The sequence below is a fragment of the Nostoc sp. genome (assembly GCF_036917455.1).
Taxonomy (GTDB): domain Bacteria; phylum Cyanobacteriota; class Cyanobacteriia; order Cyanobacteriales; family Nostocaceae; genus Nostoc.
In genome coordinates this window covers 1-20,186 of record NZ_JBALDK010000098.1, presented here as the reverse complement: position 1 = coordinate 20,186, position 20,186 = coordinate 1, and the positions used below count along the sequence as shown (strand labels likewise).

Below are 20,186 nucleotides of genomic sequence, written 5' to 3'. Positions count from 1 at the left end.
ACGACCTTTATAGCTATAAATACACTTGTTTCTTTCTCTTCCCCTGCCTCAAGAGCATCCCCTGCTCCCCCTGCTCACAAAATCGCATTGCTCCCAGCTGCCCTTTAGACTCCTTCAGCGACCAGAGGGAGCAAGGGTTGACCACCCACTGAAATCTTATTCAGTGGCTTCAAATCAGTATGGGATTCGACCCCTACTGATTCGCTCTTCCTGCCTCCTGCCTCCTTCAAGAATTACCTGAAACCGCGCAAAACTGACCCTAATGTAGCGATTCCCTCAACAATCTTCTGTGTTGGCTGAAAGCTAAAAGCTAACCTGATGGCATCATCTCCCTGTCCATTGGCATAGCAGCGAGTTCCTGGCAGAAAACTGATGCCGTGTTCACTGGCAGCCATGAGGAGTGCTTTGGCGCTGATATCTGGTGGCAATTTACACCAAACAAAAAAGCCGCCATCGGGACGCAAGGCAACTATATCACTGGGAAACTCTTGAGCGATCGCTTCTAACAACAAATTGCACTTATGTTTGTAGCAAGCAATTAACTCCTGAATATGATTCTCTAATTTCCCTGTGGCACAATAGCGGGCGACTACATGGCTGACAAATGGCCCTACAGTCCCCTCACTTTTGAACATCGCCAACCGCTCAATAATCGCTGGATCGCCACAGGCCCAGCCCAGGCGGATACCAGGCGCAATGATTTTCGAGAAGGTACTCACATATAATACCCATCCCTCTTGGTCTAGAGTTGCCAAGGAGGGCATCGTTTCTCCTTGGAAGCGCAAATCGCTATAAGCATCGTCTTCCACCACTAGAACGCCATACTCAGCCGCTAATGCTACCAGTTTTTGGCGGCGAAATAACGGCATAGTAGCGCCTGTGGGATTATGAAAGGTGGGAATAGTATAAATAAATCTGGGTCGGATGCCCTGTTTCTTCAAATCGTTCAATGTTACTTCTAGGGCATCTACATCCATCCCCAACTCATCCACAGGAATGGTAATTATGCGTGCGCCAGCGTGGACAAATCTGGCAACTACTCCCAAGAAGGTTGGCCCTTCCACAATTACCACATCACCAGGTTCTACAAATACATCTGGTAGCAAGCCAAGAATCTGACCAGAACCGTAGCCAATGATTAGGCGATCGCGATCGGCAGCGATTCCTTTAGCCTGCAAACGGAGGATAATTTGCTCGTATAGTTGAGCAGAAGGTGGGCCGTAATTGAGAGCGATCGGAGCCTCTTCTGCTAGCACAACGGCACTTGCAGCAGCTAAGTCAGCGTGAGGAAAGAGAATTGGGTCAGCTAGACCGTAGGCAAAGCTGACAGTGACGATTTTGCTTAACTCTGTACCGTAGGTTGGTGGTGCGAGGTTTTTTGCTCGTTCGGCGAACAAATCAGTAATTCGGTAAGCAGGGGTTGTAGAAACCATAAGTAGTTCAAGATTGGAAGTCAGAATACGGAACACACAAGAAGGCAATTGGCTAAATGTCTGATCGGAAGCTTCCTCCGATCTAAACTCTTCACGAGAGTGGGGGTCTTAAATTTTCGTTAGCCGCCCAGAATTTATGGTGGATTGTGGCTACTGACGGATGTATTCTTTCTTATAACATCATGACAAGGATCGTGAAGATTGACTGATAGAACGGAATTACTACAGTGAAATTAATTAACGTCAAGTGGCAGCAGCTAATTCTCAGCTTAGGCTGTCTGCTACTGATTATTGCCTGTAAAAATTTCTATCCCACCAAGAACCCAGATGCTATACCTCTTAGGGTGGCGACAGATCCAACCTTTGTCCCTTTTGAAATCGAAAAAGCTAGCGGTGACTTGGAAGGCTTTGATATTGATTTGATGAATGCAATTGGTAAAGTAGCAGGTTTTTCAGTCCAGTTTGAAAGTCTGCCCTTTGATGGCACGATTTCGACCTTGCAAGCTAAAAGAGTCGATGCAGCAATTAGCGGAATCACCATTACTCCCGAACGTCTAAAAACAATTGCTTTTTCACGACCTTATTTTAAAGCTGGACTAGCGATCGCTGTCCGCGAAGACAACCAAAATATTCAAGACTTCAATAGTCTCAAAGGTAAAAAAATCGCTGTTCAAATTGGTTCCACTGGGGCAGATTTTGCCAAAACCATCCCCAATGCCAAAATTAGCACTTTTAATTCTGGGCCAGAATTTTTCCAAGACTTGCCAAATCGCAATATCGCAATGTTGATGCTGTGGTTAGCGATGCTTTCGCAACTTTGTATGCCATTAAAAATGGCAAACTTAAAGGCATTAGAGTTGTTGCCGATCTACTTACTGAAGAATACTACGGCATTGCTACACCTAAAGACTCCCCCCATATGGATGCAATTAACAAAGGTATAGCGACTTTGTTATCCAATGGCGCTTACAAGCAAATTTATCAAAAATGGTTTAACGCCCAACCTCCCCAATTGCCAAACTCTTGAGCATTGGGTACTGGCTACTAAGGACTGGAGATTGGGGATTGAGGATTGATATTTGAAACTCTTCCCTAGTCCCTAGTCCCCAGTCCTTAGTAGCCAGTCCCCATGCCCCATTCTCCACAATATATTAAATATTTATCTAATATGCGTCACAATTAATACTGCCACCAACATTTATTGATAAACTACAATCTCTTGTAAGTCTACTTTAGTCAGGGACAGCCAATTGTGGCACCTTGGATCTTAGTGGCTAGAAGCACCTTGGAGCGGGAATAAAGGAACTTCCACTATGCTGATTTGCCCTCAGTGTAAATTTGAAAACCCCAATAGCAACAAATTCTGTCAAAGCTGTGGCACATCCCTGACCCACAAGATTTGTCCTGAATGCAGTACCGAAGATGTACCTGTGAATGCACTACGTTGTCATAACTGTGGCACGGAATGTGGAACAGTGTTTTGGGCAATTATTGCTAAAGAAACGACTGGGGAAGCTTTCGGAGTAGAGAAAGATGAGGGAAATGTGGTAGTAGAGGGAAATGAGGAAGCAATATCTTCCTCGTCTTCTCTATGCCCTACTTCTCAGATTGCATTAGGCTCCTATTTAGACTCTCAGAAACGCTATCAATTGTTAGATCCGCTACCTGCCCAAACGGAAACTGCTACCATTGATGTAGGTGTGAGAGTTTTAGACTGCCAACCGTATCAAATATCGCCAATTGAGGCAATGCTAGCAAGTCAGCAATCAGATTTGTTAACGTCTTCAGTGGAAGCAAGGGCAATTCCTCACATTGCGAAAGTTTATATTGCCTTACAATCCCAAGGCCAGCGCGAGATACCAGTAATTCACGATGCATGGCAGCAGGGGAATATACAGGTAGTGATAATTGAAGACCGCTCGCATTGGCAGCCTTTACTTGACCTGTGGCAAGAAGAAACGACGAATTCGTTAAAAATTTTACACTGGTGTTATCAAATGACCCAACTTTGGGCATTATTGGAACCAGTAAATTGTCGTCAAAGCCTTTTAGATTTGTCGAATTTGCGATTGGATGAAGATCAAACGCTGGCGCTACAAAGGTTGTATATAGAATCATCAAGTTCTCTGCCAGCTACCGAGTTACCACCAGAAGATGCCGAAGCCCAAACACCTGCTATTCCAGACGAGCCGTTAACCATTCAAGCTTTGGGGCGGGTTTGGCAAACGCTATTTAGGCAATCTCAACGCACTCAATTTGGCTCTGTAGTCAAGATGTTAGGAGATTTAGATGCAGGTAAGATTCACACGAGCGCACAATTGCGATCGCGTTTGGAAGAAATCTCTATTGAACTGGAAGCACTAGGAACCGCAACTCAGACCCCAATAAAGGAGAAAAATACTGCTGTGCCCACTATGCCGCAATCAGATGAGCCAGAAGATATCATTAGCAGAATTGATGATATGCCAACTGTTGTGCTGGCGATGCAGTTAAGTAGCTTGGAAGATGCAGGACGCACAGATGTGGGTCGTCAACGTCATCATAACGAAGACTACTTTGGCATTGAAACCAAAATTCATAAGTTGGAGTTGCCTAAAAGTCGAGTTCTGGAAGGGCATGGTTTATATATTCTCTGCGATGGTATGGGTGGACACGCTGGCGGCGAGATAGCCAGTGAGTTAGCAGTCAACACCCTACGGCAATACTTTCAAGAACACTGGATTGCCAACCAACTGCCAACAGAAGATAGTATTCGTGAGGCAGTGTATTTAGCTAATGAGGCAATTTACAAACTCAATCAACAAGATGCCCGTTCTGGAGTGGGGCGCATGGGTACAACCCTGGTAATGCTCTTAATTCAAGATACTCAAGCAGCAGTTGCCCATGTGGGAGATAGCCGTCTCTATCGCCTGACACGCAAGCGGGGACTAGAACAAGTCACAGTAGATCACGAAGTTGGGCAACGGGAAATTACGCGCGGAGTGGAAGCAAGTATAGCTTACGCCCGCCCTGATGCCTACCAACTCACCCAAGCTTTGGGGCCTCGTGATGAAAACTCGATTAATCCCGATGTCGGCTTTTTGGAGATTAATGAAGATACCCTTTTGCTGTTGGCATCAGACGGTCTCTCAGATAATGATTTACTAGAAACCCATTGGCACACTCATTTAGAACCCTTACTTAGTTCGGGCGCTAACTTAGAACAGGGTGTTACGAACTTAATTGAGTTGGGAAACCAATACAATGGTCATGACAACATTACTGGTATACTTATTCGAGCAAAAGTACGCCCAAATCTGGAAAGTTAAAAATAAATGGGCATTGGAAATAGGGAATTGGGAATGGGTAATAAAAACAATCACTAATTCCCAGTAGATATATCTTCAAATTAACCTTAAAACCTTATAAATCAAGGGTACTTTGTCCATCCGTTTAGAAGCGGTTAAACCTAATTGAGTGTATAGTTTAATGCCCAATTCCAAATTCCAAATTCCAAATTCCCCATTCCGTCATCCATTTACCTTGTAGGTTTGTATTGTGGTTAGTCTGATTCTGTTAGAACCGCAACAGAAAACGCCCCTTCAGCAGTGGTGCTTTGAGAACTCTTCCATAATTCGGATTGGTCGAGCGGCAGATAATCACGTTGTTTTAACTGATAGTTTAGTTTCGCGGCATCATCTAGAACTGAGACAAGTTGATTCTGCCGATAATGGCGGTGGTTGGCGGCTGATTAGTCAGGGTACAAATGGGACTTTCCTCAACGGTATCCTTGTGATTCAGAGTCCGTTACCAGATAATTCCCTTCTACAACTGGCACAGGGAGGCCCAATACTGCAATTCCAAATTCAGGAAATAACAGTACTGGAAACGGGTTTGCGATCGCCACAAATGCAAGGCGCAGAAGAAAACGCGGTTGCAACAGTCTACTCAGCCGAAGGTAAATACACTTGCACGCACGAAGGGAACTCCCCAAACAATCTGTTTTGCATCCACTGCGGGCAACCTCTCTCTGTACAACACAAAATTCGCCATTATCAGGTGTTGCGAACTCTCGGACAAGGAGGTATGGGTACTACTTATCTCGCTTGGGATGGAACTGGTCAGATTGGGAGTATCCCACGACTGCTGGTGTTAAAGCAAATGAATGCTGATATGGTAAAAATTGCCAAGGCTCAAGAATTATTTGAGCGGGAGGCGCATACTCTCAAATCCCTTAACCATCCGGGAATTCCCAAATATTACGACTTCTTTGTAGAAGGCGGAAAAAAATACTTGGCAATGGAACTAATCCAGGGACAAGATTTAGAGAAACGTGTCTATACCACTGGGCCAGTTACGCCAAGTCAAGCGATCGCTTGGATGATTCAAACCTGCGATATTTTAGAATATCTTCATAGCCAAGAGCCGCCACTGATTCACCGCGATATTAAACCCGCTAACCTGATGGTGCGAAGTTCACTAAATCGCATAGTGGTGCTAGATTTTGGCGCAGTTAAGGAAATTGGCACAGCGCCTGGTACTCGGATTGGTGCAGAAGGTTATTGCGCTCCTGAACAAGAACGAGGACAACCTTTGACTCAATCTGATTTGTATGCGATTGGACCAACACTGATTTTTCTGCTCACAGGCGAAAACCCTTTCAAGTATTACCGCCAACGGGGGCGAAACTTCAGGTTTGATGTGGCAAAAGTTCCCACCATCAGTTCTCAATTAAGAGATGTTATTGATCGCGTTACAGAACCATTGCCGCGCGATCGCTACCAAACTGCCAAAGAATTAGCTGCGGCGTTAGCTGCTTGTCAATAGGCGGACTAAAGATTGGGTATTGGCGACTGGGTATTACGAAATAGGCACTGAGGGTTAGCAGTTAAAAGAATTATTTCCTAGTCCCTAGTCCCCAGCCACCAGTCCCTAATCTCTATTCTTCATCCCAAGTTTCTACAGCTAGCAATTCACTAACTGGATCTTGCATACTAAAACCAAAGTCAAGCAGTTCCTGTTTCCAGTGTTGCCATTCATTACCATAGAGCAAGGCGATTTTCCAGATGCTATCGCTTGGCTTGATAATATTCGATTCTATGAGTGATTGCACGTTTCGCTGCAATTTCACCATTGGGTGAATCACTTGCTGAGTCATAACCTCGATTGAATTCAGATTTTGTTGGTAAATACTTAATTAAAACTGCTTCCCATTTTGCAATTGTTGCCGGGTCGTAGAGTGGTGTAATTTTGGTAAAGCTAGTCTTAACTTTTTAACTATACCATAACAAACTCTACTAAATTACTGGCAAATTCGGTTTTGTACGGTAATTACCACCACAAAACTCTAATTCCACCAAGCTGTCCTTAAACATTTTGCAAAAATTGGGTAAAGGTTCACAGGGAAGGGTTAAGAGATAAAGGATGCTTCTATTTACCCTTTAACTTTTCCCCGTCTTCTTTCTTTTAACCCATAACCACTAGAGTGCAACACTACCTTTTGTAAGATATCTATTGTGGACACCGAGCAAAATAATCAGCCATCAGGGAAGTTGCACTATGTAGTGTAACTGAGGATAACCGGGAAATATATTGTTTGGATCGTGAAAAATATATTTGCTTGTTGAAAAACCCAAATGACAGGGACTAGTTTGAAAGTTTTTGACTGACAGCGAAATTTGCAATTGAGTGGAAATTTCCACTATTTATGATCTTTTTAACGTTATTTATAGTACTGCAAGCATCTGGCATTAGGCAGAATAATCGCAAATCTTTATATAATTTTAATTTTATGCCCAGTGAATAAGGCTTCGAGGGTTTTGCTTTGAAGGATAGCAGCGATCGCCTGGCAAAATTGTCGGTGCAACCTTGCTTTACCATAAAGTTCCCTCTGATTCAGAGTCAGCATTTGAATTTTGTGTAAAAAATTTCTAGCGAGGATGTTAGTTTCTGTTGAGCAGATGGGTATCTTCATAACGGGAGGCTTGTTAATACCTAAGTATTTACCACAGCAAGTATGTGAGGCATGGCTAGTTCTGATGAAGAATACGTAATTATCCGTAAAAAGCAAATACGGCAGCGACAAAAAATTTTAACGATAGTGTCGATGTTCTCGTTTTTTGGTTCTACGTTATTTGCAATAATTCCGGCAATACAACAGGCTAGTCAACCTAAGCCAGCAACTGCGTCTGCTTCTCCTGAGTCAGTATTACAGGAACAGGCGCGGGGTTACGAGTTGGTTTTACAACGGGAACCAGAAAACCAACTTGCTTTAGAGAAACTATCTTTGGTGCGGTTGCAATTGAAGGATGCTAAAGGGGCGATAGAACTTTTGGAAAAGCTGGTGAAATTGCACCCCGAACGGCAAGATTACAAAGTTGTATTAGAGCAGATTAAGAAACAAGAGGGAAATAGCGATTAATAGAGTAAACAATCAAGTAATAAGAATAAGAATATGAATATGAATCACGAAATTGATGATTCTGAACTGAACCATTTGATTCCTCCGGAAATTAAAAACGATGAATTTTATGCAGCTATTCAAAGAATTGCTAAAGAAGAAGATATTAAAACAGTTCTAGAAATTGGTTCATCTTCAGGGCAAGGAAGTACCGAAGCATTTGTAACAGGGCTTCGGGAAAATCCTAACAAGCCGACATTGTTTTGTATGGAAATTTCAAGAGCTAGATTTACTCAATTAAAAAATAATTATAAAGGTGAAGATTTTGTAAAATGCTACAATATATCTTCTGTTTCTCTAGAAAGTTTTCCTGATGAAAAGGAAATTAGTGATTTTTATAATAGCCATGATACTAATCTAAATCTTTATCCTCTTGAGCGTGTACTTGGTTGGCTGCGACAAGATATTGAGTATCTAAATAATTCTGGAGTATCTGATAACGGAATTCAAGCCATTAAAAATGAAAACAATATTGATTCTTTTGATTTAGTTTTGATTGACGGTTCAGAATTTACTGGTCAAGCTGAATTAGATGAAGTATATGGAGCCACTTTTATTTGTCTAGACGATATCACAACATTTAAAAACTATAGAAATCATCAAAAGTTGCTTGCAGATCAAAACTATGTACTACTTGCTCAAAACGCTGATGTTCGTAATGGTTACTCTATATTTAAGAGAATTGAGCAAATCAATAATTATTTTTCTCCGTATGAAATATCTGAACAACTGCTAGTTAGCAAAATTGTGCATGCGGGAATGATGGTTTTTGATATTGGGGCAAATGTTGGTGACTATTCAATTTTGTTAAGCAAATTAGTAGGATCTCATGGCAAAGTTTATTCTTTTGAACCAACGTTGAGTACTTTTAATAAATTAAATGACCGATTAATTAACTCAAAATGTCATAATGTTGTTTCATTCCAAAAAGCAGTTTATTCTGATAATACCCAAATCGCATTTAACGAATTTTCGGAGGATTTTTCAGCATGGAATAGTATTGGCAGACCGCAAATGTTAGACCCCCAAGGCTCTGGTCAATATGTCCCTATTGTCAATACTGAAATTATCGAAACAATTACGCTCGATTCTTTTTGTAAAAACAACGGCATTAAAAAAATTGATTATTTAAAAATTGATGTTGAAGGAGCAGAAATTGATGTGCTACAAGGAGCAACTGAACTATTAACAAAAAAAGATATTTATTTTATACAGTTTGAGATATCGCAAAAAATGTTGGAGGGATTAAATCGCAATGCTCAATCTAGTTTTGATATTTTGATTAAACATGGTTATGAGTGCCATCGTATAAATAGAAATGGAGATATTGGAGAAAAAGTAACAAATTCTGATTCTTTTTATGAAAATTATATTGCTTTTCCGTCTTTACCAATTCACTTTTTTACCATAGTACTCAACGGTCAACCATTTATCCGTTATCACATTGAGATATTTAAACAACTTCCTTTTAAATGGCATTGGCACATTGTCGAAGGTGTTGCTGAATTAAAGCACGATACTGGATGGAGTCTGAAGCTAGGTGGATATATAAATGATGAAATCCATCATAATGGTCATAGCAATGACAGTACGACAGAATACTTGGATGAATTAACACAGCAATATCCCGATAATATTACAGTTTATCGTAAGCCCGATGGTGTGTTTTGGGATGGCAAACGGGAAATGGTTAATGAGCCATTGTTAAACATCAATGAAGAATGTTTACTATGGCAAATAGATGCAGATGAGTTATGGACAGTTGAGCATATTTATACTGCACGACAGATGTTTATTGATAATCCGGAGAAAACTGCTGCTTTCTATTGGTGCTGGTATTTTGTAGGAGAAAAAATAATTATCAGTAGTCGTAATTGTTACGCCCAAAATCCCAGACAAGAGTGGTTGCGAACTTGGAGATATAAACCAGGATTAATGTGGGTAGCACATGAACCACCAAGGCTAGAAGAACCTTTGCCAAATGGACAATGGCGGGATGTTGCAGCAGTAAATCCTTTTCTGCATCAAGATACTGAAAAGCGTGGTTTAGTTTTCCAACATTTTGCCTACGTAACACCAGAACAATTACGCTTTAAAGAGCAATACTACGGTTATAGCAATGCTGTTTCACAATGGAAAGCTTTGCAGGAAACAACTAAATTTCCAGTTCTGTTACGCGAATATTTTTCGTGGGTAAGAGATGAAACAATGGTTGATACCGTTGAATCATGCGGTATAGTACCAATTGCACAGAGAGAACTTAGCAACAATGGTTGGCGATTCTTGCAACCAGATGAAGTGGAGCAACAAGTTGTACAGATTAAGAAACCAACACCAATAATTCTGGTTGACGGTGTATTTTTCCAACTTTACCAAACTGGTATTGCGCGTGTCTGGAAATCTTTGTTAGAAGAATGGGTAAACAGTGGATTTGCTAGGCATATCGTTGTACTTGATCGAGCTGGAACTGCTCCCAAAATTCCTGGTATTAGATATCGCAGTATTCCACATTATGACTATAACAATACTAATGCTGACCGGGAAATGCTACAGCAAGTTTGCGATGAAGAAGGCACAGATTTATTTATCTCTTCTTACTATACAACGCCGACTACAACGCCTTCTGTGTTCATGGCATACGACATGATTCCAGAAGTTATGGGATGGGATATGGATAATCCCATGTGGCGAGAGAAGCATCAGGGTATTCAATATGCATCTGCTTATATAGCAATTTCAGAACATACAGCAAATGACTTGGCACGCTGTTTTACTGACATACCTATAGAGTCTATTACTGTAGCTCATTGCGGAGTTAGCAGTACTTTTTCACCAGGAAAATCTGAAGAGGTTAATGCTTTTAAATCAAAATACGGGATTACAAAGCCATACTTTATTTTAGTTGGTGGTGGAAGTGGTTATAAAAATAGCATTTTGTTCTTCCAAGGTTTTTCAAAACTTGTCAATAGTTATGGATTTGATATTATCTGTACAGGAAGCGGCGGTTTATTAGCACCGGAATTTAGAGCCAGCACATCAGGTAGCGTTGTTCATATGCTACAACTCAGCGATCAAGAGTTAGCAACAGCTTACTCTGGTGCTCTAGCACTAATTTATCCTTCTAAATATGAAGGTTTTGGAATGCCTGTGATTGAAGCAATGGCTTGTGGTTGTCCAGTTATCACCTGTCCTAATGCCTCCATTCCAGAAGTAGCAGGAGACGCAGCAATATATGTCAATGATGATGTTGATGAACTGGCAAATGCACTTTGTGAGGTGCAAAAGCCTAGTATTCGTTACTCTTTAATTACTGCGGGTTTAACACAGGCGAAAAATTTCTCTTGGTCAAACATGGCGCAAACTGTAAGTTCTGCCTTGATTGATGCTACTCTTCTGTCTTTCAATCTTAATGAGATTAATTTAATTATTTTCCCAGATTGGTCGCAACCAGAAGAGTTAATCGGTTTAGAATTGGAACAAGTGATGAAGGCGATTGCTACTCATCCTAATAATGAAATAACTACCCTACTTATCGATACTGGTAATATTGGTGGTGAAGATGCAGAACTCTTTTTATCTAGTGTGGTTATGAATCTTTTGGTACACCAAGATTTAGATGTTACCGAAAGATTAGAAATTTCTATAGTAGAAAAATTGGCTGATATTCAGTGGGAAGCTTTGCTACCTCGGATACATGCAAGAATTATTTTGGAATACGAAGATAAAAATGCACTGATTCGACAAAAAATAGAAACTATAACATCTTACCAAATAGAAGAATTTAGCCAAGCACAAACTAAACAGTTTTTTTTTGCTTGAGCAATAAATTTTTCAGTGAAGGGAGATGGCAAGAAGCGATCGCACAATATCAAAAACTCCTAGAAATCCAATCAGGTGATGTAGATATTTATTGGAACTTGAGCCATTGCTATAGACAGTTAAACCTCTTAAATGAATATTTTAATACTCTTCAACAAGGAATTAAACTTCACCCTAAAGATGAAAGACTACATTTTTCATTAATCATCGATTTGCGGCAGAATAGACGTATTCAAGAAGCAATTTTAAGTGCAGATAATGCTGCAAAATGCTTCCCTGATGATTATACTTTTCAACTCCTCAAATATTTAACAGTTCCATCAATATATGAGAATCAGGCGGAAATTAACTTTTTTCGCCAGCGCTACACCCAAGGGCTGCAAGATTTAATTCAGCAAACATCGCTTCAAACTACAGAAGAACAAAATAGTGCTTTGGCAGGTATAGGTCGCCTCACAAATTTTTACCTATCATTTCAAGCACAAAATGATATAGATTTGCAACGCCAATATGGAAAATTAGTGCATGAAGTTATGGGTGTTAACTATCCACAATGGGTCGTTACTTTATCTATGCCTAAACTTAAGCCTAATAACAAAATTCGTATTGGTTACGTTTCCCATTACCTGCATTCTTATAGTGGAACACTTTGGTTAACAGGTTGGTTGCGTTATAGCAATCATGAAAACTTTGAAATCTACTGTTATTACACAGGAAATGAACCAGATCCAATTACCCAACAATTTAAAGAATATAGTGATGTTTTTCACCATATTCCTCATAATTTATCAGCAGCCTGCGAACAGATAATTGCTGATAAGCTGCACATTTTAGTTTTTCCTGAAATTGGCATGAATCCGCAAACTATGCAAATGGCAGGTCTGCGGCTTGCGCCTGTACAATGTACAGCTTGGGGACATCCGGTAACAACTGGCTTACCCACAATTGATTACTTTTTGTCTAGTGAGTTAATGGAACCTGAAAATGCCCAAGAGCATTATTCGGAAAAATTAATTCGCTTGCCTAATATTGGGGTTTCTTATCCTAAACCGTATATTCCACCAGTTATCAAAACCCGCTCAGATTTTCAGCTACCAGATGATGCAGTCATCTATTTATGCTGCCAAGCTCCTTTCAAGTATCTACCGCAATATGATTTTATTTTTGCAGAAATTGCTCGTCGTATTCCGCAAGCTAAATTTGTGTTTTTGCGTGGTACTTTACTTCAGCCACGCCTGAAGCGTGCTTTTGCTGCTATCGGTTTGAACAGCGAGGATTATTGTTTATTTCTCAGTATTCCAGAGCGACTGGACTATCTAATGATTAACTTACTTTCAGACGTTTATCTAGATACATTCACGTGGTCTGGTGGTAATACTACCTTAGAAGCGATCGCTTGTAATCTCCCAATTGTTACCTGTCCTGGAGAATTTATGCGGGGTCGTCACTCTGACAGCTTCCTGAAAATGCTAGGAGTGACAGATACCATAGCTGAAAATGAAGCACAATACATCAAAATTGCTGTCAAATTAGGGCTAGACCCAGCTTGGCGAGGCACTATTTCGGAAAGAATAAGCCAAAATCACGATCGTCTCTTTGATGATAAAGCTTGTGTTGAAGGCTTAGAAGCCTTCTATAAACAAGTTTGTAGTAAGCACTTCAGTGCTTAAATTTGAATTATACAGGAGGAGGACTTTAGTCCTCACTACGAACTTTTGAATTGTTTGTAGTAGGAACTTTAGTGCTTAAAAATATATGTATGAATATCGGAAACTTACAACAGAACAAAAAGCTGAACTAGTAGAACATCGCTTAAGCCAGGGTTATCCACCACACTCACCAGCACATCAAATACGAGATAAACAATTTTACCTGCCAACGGTAGCTTGTTATGAACATAAGTGTCATATAAATACTGAATCTCGTCGTCAGCAACTGTTAGATTTGATTTTTGATAAGTTTGGTGGAAGTGGAAATGAAGAGAGGAGCGCTGAAGCGCCCACTACAAACTTAAGAATATGTGCTTGGGTTGTTTTACCTAATCACTATCATTTGCTAGTCCAGGTTGTAAATTTTGATGTATTGAGTGACTTTTTTCGGAGAATACATGCTTTGGTTTCTCGCCAGTGGAATATGGAAGACAATATTACTAAGAGAAAAATTTGGTATCGTTGGAGCGATCGCGCTATTCGCTCGGAAAGACATTATTATACAACTGTTAACTATATTCATTACAACCCAGTTAAACATGGTTTAGTGAAATCTCCTTACGACTGGGTTGAAAGTAGTGTTCACTGGTATTTACAAACTTTTGGACGGCAATGGCTGCGTGATTGTTGGACTCAATATCCAGTGCAAGATTATGGTAAAGATTGGGATAATTTTTAATGTTTGTAGTAAGGACTTTAGTCCTTATTTTCTAAGCACTGAAGTGCTTACTACAAACCCTCAAAACTAGCTTCACAAAGTACTAACCCAATATTTAGTTTGAGGGTTTAAACGTTGACTACGAGCTTATTTTTTCTCAATATACCTCTCCCACATTTGCTCGTAAGCCTTTTCCATGTCACGGGTAAATTGTTTGCCATTCCACAGGGGTGCTGTTTGCCGCGATGCTTTCAACTTCAAAGCAACTTGCTGGCGTAAAACTTCATCCTTCCCTAAGCGGACACCCCATTCTATATACTCTTCATCAGTCCAGGCAATGCCTTCTGTGATACCCGCATTCATCATCATCGTGTAGCTGTTACGCGCTGCAAACTGTTCACCGACTCGTGTCACCAAAGGGATACCCATCCACAATGTTTCTAGGGTTGTTGTCGCTCCGTTGTAGGGAAATGTATCTAATACAATATCAGCAACGCCTAAATTAGCACGATGAACTAACTCTGAATGAACCAGTGGTAAAAATCGTAACCGAGAATAATCTACGCCTTCTTCTTCGGCAATTTGGTAAAAGAAGCGTTTAATTGTTTCTTCCTCAGCAAATCCTTTAATCAAAAAGTAGCTGTTAGGTACTTGTTTGATAATTTGCATTTGCCACTTTGCCGTTTCTGGATGGCGTTTACATCCTCTTTGGGCGCTGAGATATACAACGGCATCCATAGGAATATCCAAGTCATCGCGGCGAAGAGTTGGTACACCAACTTCAAAACCATCTACTGCTATATAAGTTTGAGGTAACCGCCAGATTTTCTCTGTATAGTAATTTTGTGCATCATCTGGTAGTACATAAGGATCTGCGATAAAGTAATCAATTGCAGGTATACCTGATGCATCCCACCCCAGCCAAGTAACTTGAATCGGGGCTGGCTTTAGTGCCATCACTTCACAAGTAATATCTAGAGTGACGCTATCAAGGTCAACTAAAATATCAATTTCATCTTGATATATATTGTCAGCAATTTCTAGACCATTCATACCTAGTTTACGAACTTCTCCTCCCTGACTTAGATACCATTCTTGGAGATGGTCGTTTACTAGTTTGTAGTTAATAAAATAAGTATAAATATCAAATTTATCCCGATTATGATGTTGAAACAACCAGCGACATAGCCAACCAACAGAATGACTCCTAAAAGCGTAAGATACATAACCAATTTTTAGCTTCTTTGAATGGTGCATTAAAGATTGATTATTAATAATTTGACGAGCATAGTTTTTTCCTTCTGATTCAGCAATATTTTTAATATAAGTATTAAAAATCTCAGCTACCTGATTATGAATAGCTCGAAATTTAGCAGGAGCATCTTTAATATGAGGTATTGCAAAGGATGGCGAAAGCAACCGTAATATTCTTCCTTCTTCTAAAGCACTTGGTCGGGCTTTAATAAACTGTTGAAAAACGGTTTCCAATTCTTGATAAGTTATACATATCTCTTGCCAATATCCCCCTGCTGACATTAGACCCCTTAAAACTAAATGGAGTGCAAAAATTTTATCAGCCAAGCCTTCTGATAAGGAATAACACAACCTAGCTGTCTCTATGCCTTGAGAATAATTACGAGCATCTTGATAAAAAGTCGCTAAGTGTCGCAAAATTTCTACATTATCTGGCTCCAGCCGCAAATGCAATTCTAGAAGAGATGATGCTAGTACAGGCTTTAGTAAAGTATGACCAATTTCCAGAGCAGCAGGAAGTAGTATAGAAAAACATTGATGAGGGTCAGAGAAATAAGACAGGCTAGCTTCTATTAAATTCAGATTGACTGGATGTAAGGGTATAGTATTTAAAAACTCTTTTAAAACTTGGATTAATAATCCAAGATCAATTTCTATATTTTCTTTTTTGATTAAGGCTTCAATTAATCCCCACTCATTCAAATCATCAATTGCTTCAAATTTTTGTAATTTGATAGAAAGTATAAGAATTTGAAGCAAATTATTTATATAACTAGGATTAATTTCCCGCATATGCTGACGGATTAACCAAGCTAGAGAATATTCCGCCAGTGTTTCACGCCTTTCTGCTTCTATTTGCAAAAATTGAAATAGTTCATTTGCCCAAATTTGTAACTGCTCTTCATCTGCGTCTGTCATTGGCAGCATCCAAGTCATTTGAGCTTCTACTTCTTGCCCTTGTAATAGTAATATCAATCCTAAGTGCCAATAATATGAAATAGTCTTTGGTTCTATTACTATTGCTTGCTCGTATAATTTTGACGCTTGCAGATAGTTTTCTTGAAGGAAGTATTCTTCAGCCTGGTTTTGCCAATTATATGTATCAGTAATCATTGTAATTTTTGTGGGAAAGTGTATGGGCAATATATTGTGAATAACTCACATAATGGAAATAAAGTGGATAGAATAATCTACCCACTTTGAAAAATACCTAATTTACTTCAATACAAACTACATAAAGAATTGATTTTGGTATGCAGCGGCTTAGACAAACTATATTCTCACGCAGTAAGTCCCTTCTCTACTTATTTCAAAGCGCTGAAGTTCGCGGGACAACCAGTAGTAGTAGTAGCAGAAGCTACATCCGCACCACTGTTAACTCTTGGTTTGTCGGCTTCACACAAAATAGCTACAGTAGTAGCTTCACTGGTACCAGCTTGAACTACCACACCCACACCACCGACATAACTTTTGAGAGGCGCGGTATCAACTACTGTTTTTGCTTGGTTGGTTGCTATGGTACTACCAGCACCACCATCAGCAATTTTATATATGTAATTTGTGGTTTGTGTTGCAACACCAAGACCTAAGTTACCAAAATCAGCTTGAGATGCAAATGAGTTTTTTTCCAAGTAAAATGCTTGCTGCGCGCGGTTCATTGAACCTACATAAGTTTTAGCTTCTGACTGCTTGGCTTTGTTAGCTTGGTTCAAGAAAGAAGGTAGAGCGATCGCAGATAAAATACCGATGATAATAATAACAACCAACAATTCGATTAATGTGAAACCTTCTTCGTTTTTCTTTTTGTTGAGAATGTGTTGGAGAAATTTAGCTTTTAGTTCAGTTTTCATAAGTGTTTTCCCTGGGGTAGGAAGTGCTTGTGTGTTCTAGATATAACTTACCCAACTGCGATCGCTTTCCTATCACCTTGAGAAAAAAAGTTTGACAATATCTGGTTACACAATCCAAAATCTTTGCATCCCAATTGACACAGATATAACTAAGCCCCTGGTGTTTACCAAGGGCTAGATTCTTCATTTTTGAGAGTGCTTTATTCAAACTCAGGTGGCCACAGTTCTGATACCGCCAGTTCCCAACCAGGTAGCAACTCCGGTAATACAAGTGTGTCTCCATTCTGCAACACCATCTGCCATTCTGGATGCTTAGTTTGTAGTTGCTCTAAATCGGTGATGGTGAGGGACATAATACACCAAATAAGGCTTTGATATCTATCATACGTACCTTAACTTCCAAAAGTTACAATGTATTGTATTCAAATAAAAACGGTTGTATAGTTTGCCATAAATAGCTATCAGGAAATATTTGCAAGAGCAGTCTTAGCGCTTCAGAGGATGTTTGGCAAGTGTTGAGCATAAGTACCGTAAGCATTTGGCGATCGCTCACCATCTGGCATAGCCAATCACAATTTGTTATGCTATATTAAACGTAGTCGTTATGAGTTTACATAATTTTATGACTAACCCAACAGTAGAAAACTTGGTAATTATCGGTTCTGGCCCAGCAGGCTACACAGCCGCCATTTATGCTGGACGCGCTAACCTAAAACCTGTTGTATTTGAAGGTTTCCAAGCCGGGGGTTTACCTGGTGGACAACTAATGACAACAACGGAAGTTGAGAACTTTCCAGGGTTTCCCCAAGGGATTACTGGGCCGGAACTGATGGATCAGATGAAGGCTCAAGCGGAGCGCTGGGGAGCGGAACTATATACTGAAGATGTTATATCAGTTGACTTGAGTGAGCGCCCATTTACAGTGCGATCGCAAGAAAGGGAAATAAAAACCAACAGCATTGTCATTGCTACGGGTGCGACAGCAAAGCGTTTGGGTTTACCCAACGAACACGAATTTTGGAGTCGGGGTATCTCTGCTTGTGCAATTTGTGATGGTGCAACACCAATTTTTCACGGCGCAGAATTGGCTGTAATTGGTGCTGGCGACTCGGCGGCGGAAGAGTCTATTTACCTCACCAAATACGGTTCTAAGGTGAATATGTTGGTACGCACCGATAAAATGCGGGCTTCTAAAGCTATGCAAGACAGGGTTTTGAGCAACCCAAAAATCCAGGTGCATTGGAACACCGAAGCCGTGGATATCTACGGTAATGGTCACATGGAAGGGGTGAAAGTCCGCAATACCAAGACTGGTGAAGAAAGCAAACTACACGCTAAGGGTTTATTCTACGCCGTTGGTCACAGTCCCAACACCTCTTTATTCAAAGGGCAGCTAGAACTGGATGAAGTGGGTTACGTTGTCACCAAACACGGTACTGTAGAAACCAGTGTAGAAGGCGTTTTTGCAGCTGGCGACGTACAAGATCATAAATTTCGGCAAGCAATTACGGCTGCGGGTACTGGTTGTATGTCGGCGATGTTGGCAGAACGTTGGTTGTCATCTAGTGGTTTAATTCAAGAATTCCATCAACAACCAGAAATAGCAGACAATGAATTAGAACATCAGCTAGCCAAAAAGACTGAAGCCGAAGAAGAAGCTGGATTTAATTTAAATGAGACGCGCCATGCGGGAGGATATGCTTTACGGAAATTGTTCCATGAAAGCGATCGCTTAGTCTTGGTTAAATACGTCTCTCCTGGTTGTGGCCCTTGTCATACCCTGAAGCCAATTTTAAATAAAGTGGTGGATGAATTTGACAGCAAAATTCACTTTGTAGAAATTGACATCGATAAAGATCGAGATATTGCTGAAAATGCTGGTGTGACAGGAACGCCAACTGTTCAATTGTTCAAAGACAAGGAACTGGTGAAGGAAGTCAAAGGCGTGAAGCAAAAGAGCGAATACCGCCAGTTAATTGAGAGCAATATTTGAGATAGTAGGTATTGGCGACTGGGGAAGACTTTCGCCAATACCCAATACCCGCTACAGTTCGCTTAATTAGTAGCCTTAATAAGTGTTAGGCAATAGCATATCCTGTGTGTTGCCTAACATTTGGCGGGTGAAATCCCAAAACAATTTTCTCTTTAGGAATTCCTGCTGCTACTAACTCGTAGGTAACACCATCTTCTGTATCATCCCGTTGTACCCAAATTTTGTCATTAATAATGTCAATATGAACTAAGCAACCGTGAATTCGCTTAACACTATCCCAGCCTAAAGTTATCAGCAAATAACTGTCATTTTCGCTATCAAATACTGCTTGACATTCAATCGCTGCGTGCGAATAAGGAATCTGTGTATAGGGTACTAATACCTCTTTAACGATCTGGCGATAATTATCTAAGGTATCCATTGGATAATCCTCTCAGTTTCTGGATTAAAAACGAGTAACTTTAAATTTTCAGTCTCTATTAAAAGTGTACCAATTGGTTCCTCAAACAAAGCTGTAAATACGCTGTTACGCACTGCCAAATATAATGTTCTTTTTGGTTCCAGGCGATGGATAACAGCACGATACATAATAAATCCCCCAATGGCATCTTTGAGGTCTGCCATTTCTGAGGGACTGACAAAACTTTTAATTTCTACAGCTATTTTTTTACTTCCTTGTTCTGCGGCTAAAAGTTGTTTGGCTCCTAAATCTACATACATATCTTTTTGACCCCACTTTAAATGTAAGGGGTCATCTGTAATTATCCAGCTTTCTTTAATTAAGGCATTCTTAACAGCATCATGATAAATATCTCTTGCAGGCATATCAAAGTATATTAAAATCTTTCTTTACTTGGAATCATTTACCTTTGTGGGAACAGTTGGCTGGTAATTTACCTCCACAAAAAATAAAGCATAATCTCGCCTCTTTCTCAGTCTAGTACAGCACGGCGGAAATACACATACCATTTTTAAGCCTTGCAGTCCGCCGAATTTTTGTAGGTTTTAATGGTCTGCTTACTTCCGCCAAG

At 40.2% G+C, this 20,186-nt stretch carries 15 protein-coding genes and 1 pseudogene; 8 read left to right on the top strand and 8 right to left on the bottom strand.

The genetic code is table 11. From position 1 onward, the window contains the following. Positions 1–233 precede the first annotated feature (233 nt). Positions 234–1,433, bottom strand: a complete 1,200-nt coding sequence (locus V7K42_RS11260; RefSeq protein WP_334916160.1) for an aminotransferase-like domain-containing protein — start codon at positions 1,431–1,433, stop codon at positions 234–236. 227 nt (positions 1,434–1,660) lie between these two features. On the opposite strand from V7K42_RS11260, the gene V7K42_RS11255 reads away from it, so the two are divergent. The 3 genes from V7K42_RS11255 to V7K42_RS11240 all read left to right on the top strand — a co-directional run bounded on the left by V7K42_RS11255 (position 1,661) and on the right by V7K42_RS11240 (position 6,239). Further along, positions 1,661–2,377, top strand: coding sequence for a transporter substrate-binding domain-containing protein (locus V7K42_RS11255; protein WP_442938554.1), 717 nt, complete (start codon positions 1,661–1,663; stop codon positions 2,375–2,377). Between the two features lie 369 nt (positions 2,378–2,746). Next, positions 2,747–4,741, top strand: a complete 1,995-nt coding sequence (locus tag V7K42_RS11245) for a serine/threonine phosphatase (protein ID WP_334916156.1) — start codon at positions 2,747–2,749, stop codon at positions 4,739–4,741. A gap of 229 nt (positions 4,742–4,970) precedes the next feature. After that, positions 4,971–6,239, top strand: coding sequence for a protein kinase domain-containing protein (locus tag V7K42_RS11240; protein WP_334916154.1), 1,269 nt, complete (start codon positions 4,971–4,973; stop codon positions 6,237–6,239). A gap of 112 nt (positions 6,240–6,351) precedes the next feature. Here the strand turns inward: V7K42_RS11240 and V7K42_RS11235 are convergent, their stop codons facing one another. Next, on the bottom strand, positions 6,352–6,570 hold the full coding sequence (locus V7K42_RS11235) for a DUF4327 family protein (protein WP_012407469.1): 219 nt from the start codon (positions 6,568–6,570) through the stop codon (positions 6,352–6,354). Positions 6,571–7,185: 615 nt separating this feature from the next. Continuing rightward, positions 7,186–7,386, bottom strand: a complete 201-nt coding sequence (locus V7K42_RS11230) for a hypothetical protein (protein ID WP_334916152.1) — start codon at positions 7,384–7,386, stop codon at positions 7,186–7,188. 51 nt (positions 7,387–7,437) lie between these two features. Here V7K42_RS11230 and V7K42_RS11225 point away from each other — a divergent pair, with 51 nt between their 5' ends. From V7K42_RS11225 to V7K42_RS11210, 4 genes are all read left to right on the top strand, one after another. Then, positions 7,438–7,833, top strand: a complete 396-nt coding sequence (locus V7K42_RS11225; RefSeq protein ID WP_334916150.1) for a tetratricopeptide repeat protein — start codon at positions 7,438–7,440, stop codon at positions 7,831–7,833. Between the two features lie 39 nt (positions 7,834–7,872). Further along, positions 7,873–11,691: an FkbM family methyltransferase gene (locus V7K42_RS11220; RefSeq protein ID WP_334916148.1), complete on the top strand. Its 3,819-nt coding sequence runs from the start codon at positions 7,873–7,875 to the stop codon at positions 11,689–11,691. After that, entirely contained in the window at positions 11,688–13,361 is a 1,674-nt protein-coding gene (locus V7K42_RS11215; protein ID WP_334916146.1) for an O-linked N-acetylglucosamine transferase, SPINDLY family protein, read from the top strand. The genes V7K42_RS11220 and V7K42_RS11215 overlap by 4 nt, the downstream gene beginning before the upstream one ends. An 85-nt stretch (positions 13,362–13,446) precedes the next feature. After that, positions 13,447–14,079, top strand: coding sequence for a transposase (locus V7K42_RS11210; RefSeq protein ID WP_334916144.1), 633 nt, complete (start codon positions 13,447–13,449; stop codon positions 14,077–14,079). Between the two features lie 126 nt (positions 14,080–14,205). Here V7K42_RS11210 and V7K42_RS11205 read toward each other — a convergent pair whose 3' ends face one another. From V7K42_RS11205 to V7K42_RS11195, 3 genes and pseudogenes are all read right to left on the bottom strand, one after another. Next, positions 14,206–16,425 carry an O-linked N-acetylglucosamine transferase, SPINDLY family protein gene (locus V7K42_RS11205; protein ID WP_334916142.1) on the bottom strand — a complete coding sequence of 740 codons (2,220 nt, stop codon included), beginning with the start codon at positions 16,423–16,425 and terminating at the stop codon, positions 14,206–14,208. A 191-nt stretch (positions 16,426–16,616) separates the two neighbouring features. Then, complete coding sequence (locus tag V7K42_RS11200; RefSeq protein WP_334916140.1) at positions 16,617–17,162, bottom strand: type IV pilin-like G/H family protein; 546 nt, start codon at positions 17,160–17,162, stop codon at positions 16,617–16,619. A gap of 200 nt (positions 17,163–17,362) precedes the next feature. Next, positions 17,363–17,455: pseudogene (locus V7K42_RS11195) on the bottom strand (Uma2 family endonuclease); the annotation flags it as partial. A gap of 329 nt (positions 17,456–17,784) precedes the next feature. Between V7K42_RS11195 and trxB the strand changes: the two are divergent. Then, entirely contained in the window at positions 17,785–19,155 is a 1,371-nt protein-coding gene (gene trxB, locus V7K42_RS11190) for a thioredoxin-disulfide reductase (protein ID WP_334916138.1), read from the top strand. Positions 19,156–19,240: 85 nt separating this feature from the next. Here trxB and V7K42_RS11185 read toward each other — a convergent pair whose 3' ends face one another. Then, on the bottom strand, positions 19,241–19,576 hold the full coding sequence (locus tag V7K42_RS11185; protein ID WP_334916136.1) for a XisI protein: 336 nt from the start codon (positions 19,574–19,576) through the stop codon (positions 19,241–19,243). After that, a complete protein-coding gene (locus V7K42_RS11180; protein WP_334916135.1) occupies positions 19,564–19,980 on the bottom strand; it encodes a XisH family protein in 417 nt (138 codons plus the stop codon). Before V7K42_RS11180 ends, V7K42_RS11185 begins: the two co-directional genes overlap by 13 nt. Between the last annotated feature and the right edge of the window lie 206 nt (positions 19,981–20,186).